The following is a 1,620-nucleotide window of genomic DNA, read 5'->3' as shown; positions in this document are numbered from 1 at the left end:
CCTCCTAAATTTTAATGCCCTGACGGGCACAATGTGTAATGAAAATGGGCCTGAGGTTTAAGCGACCTCTATCCTGTGTATACCAGATACTAAGCAGGACAGGTAAAGTCGGTAAACTTATTGTGCGTATGACCGCGACTCCTAAATTGAAATACGGCCGTCTTCGAGAACAATGTATTGTTGCCCCGAGCACCTCCATCAAATTCCACTAGATCGGACGGCCCGTAGCCCTGCCAGAAAGGATCGATTTCTTTGGACGCTATTCGTCAATGCTGTGCTGGCCTGGATGTTCACCAAGCCACGATTGTTGCCTGTCTTCTCAAAGGTCCGCTAGACCATAAACCCACCAAACAGATTCGTGAATTCCCTACCGTACTCTCGGGTCTTCTCTCCCTCGCCGACTGGCTGGAGCAAGAAGGCTGCTCTGACGTCGCAATGGAAAGTACCGGTGTCTTTTGGAAGCCCGTGTTCAATATCCTCCAAGATTCCTGTTCCTTAACCGTTGCTAATGCTGCTCATGTCAAGAATATTAAGGGGCGCAAGACTGACGTCAAGGATGCCGAATGGCTGGCACAGCTTCATCGCTGTGACCTCATTCGCAGTAGCTTTGTACCGCCTCAAGAGATTCGCAACCTCCGCGATTTGACCCGTTATCGCAAGAAACTCAAAGGCAATGAGTCTTCCGAACGCAATCGCATCCACAAGCTTCTTGAAGATGCCAATATTAAGCTCTCCAGTTTTGTCTCCGACCTCTTTGGAGTTTCCGGTCGTCTCATGCTTCAAGCCATCATCGACGGTGAAGTCCTTGAACCTGAAATCATTGCCGATCTTGCTAAAGGCAAGCTGCGCGCCAAACTCCCGGAGTTAACCTCCGCTCTGAACGGTCGGGTCACCAAGCACCATCGCCAGATGATTTCCCATTCCATGAAACACCTGGTGTTTTTGGAGTCCTCCATTGCTGAACTGGAGGCAGAGATGAACATCGTTTTTGCTCCTCATTGCCAGCATCTTCAGCACCTGCAAACCGTTCCTGGCCTTGGCCCTCACACCGCCAAAATTTTGCTGGCGGAGCTCGGAACCGATATGTCTGTCTTCCCATCCGCTGCCCATCTCACCTCGTGGGCCAGACTCAGTCCGGGCAGCAACGAAAGTGCTGGTAAAAAAAAAGTACTTCCACCACAAAAGGTAACGCCGCACTCCGCTCTGCCCTCGTTGAAGCCGCTTGGGCCGCTAGTAAAACTCGAACCTATTTAGGCGCAAAGTTCTGGGCTCTTGCCCGCAGGCGTGGTAAACCCAAAGCCATCGTCGCTCTCGCTCATAAACTACTCGTCATCGCCTACCATATTTTGAGAACGAATGAACCTTATCGAGAACTTGGGGCTGATTTTTTACTCCAACGGAATACGATCTCTTCCGAAAACCGTTTAATCCGCCAATTGCAAAAGCTGGGGTACACCGTCCAGAAGCCGGAACCCTCCATATAGTCCCTTTTAAAAAGTCTATCTTCAGCTTCCCGGGCATCCTATTGCCTTTTTTTGCGTCACCTCGCGATATGGAAGTACGTTTGGACTAGAAGGACGTTGGAGTGACTTTGGCTGTCCGCGTTATTTTCCCATCAAA

At 50.2% G+C, this 1,620-nt stretch carries 1 protein-coding gene; it reads left to right on the top strand.

Features of this window, described 5'->3' with window-relative positions:
- Nucleotides 1-252 precede the first annotated feature (252 nt).
- Nucleotides 253-1,254: an IS110 family RNA-guided transposase gene (locus GJB61_RS30975; protein ID WP_229522543.1), complete on the top strand. Its 1,002-nt coding sequence runs from the start codon at nt 253-255 to the stop codon at nt 1,252-1,254.
- Nucleotides 1,255-1,620: the final 366 nt, after the last annotated feature.

The sequence above is a fragment of the Paenibacillus monticola genome (assembly GCF_009664975.1).
Taxonomy (GTDB): Bacteria; Bacillota; Bacilli; order Paenibacillales; family Paenibacillaceae; genus Paenibacillus_AQ; species Paenibacillus_AQ monticola.
This window is presented reverse-complemented; position numbering and strand designations above follow the sequence as displayed.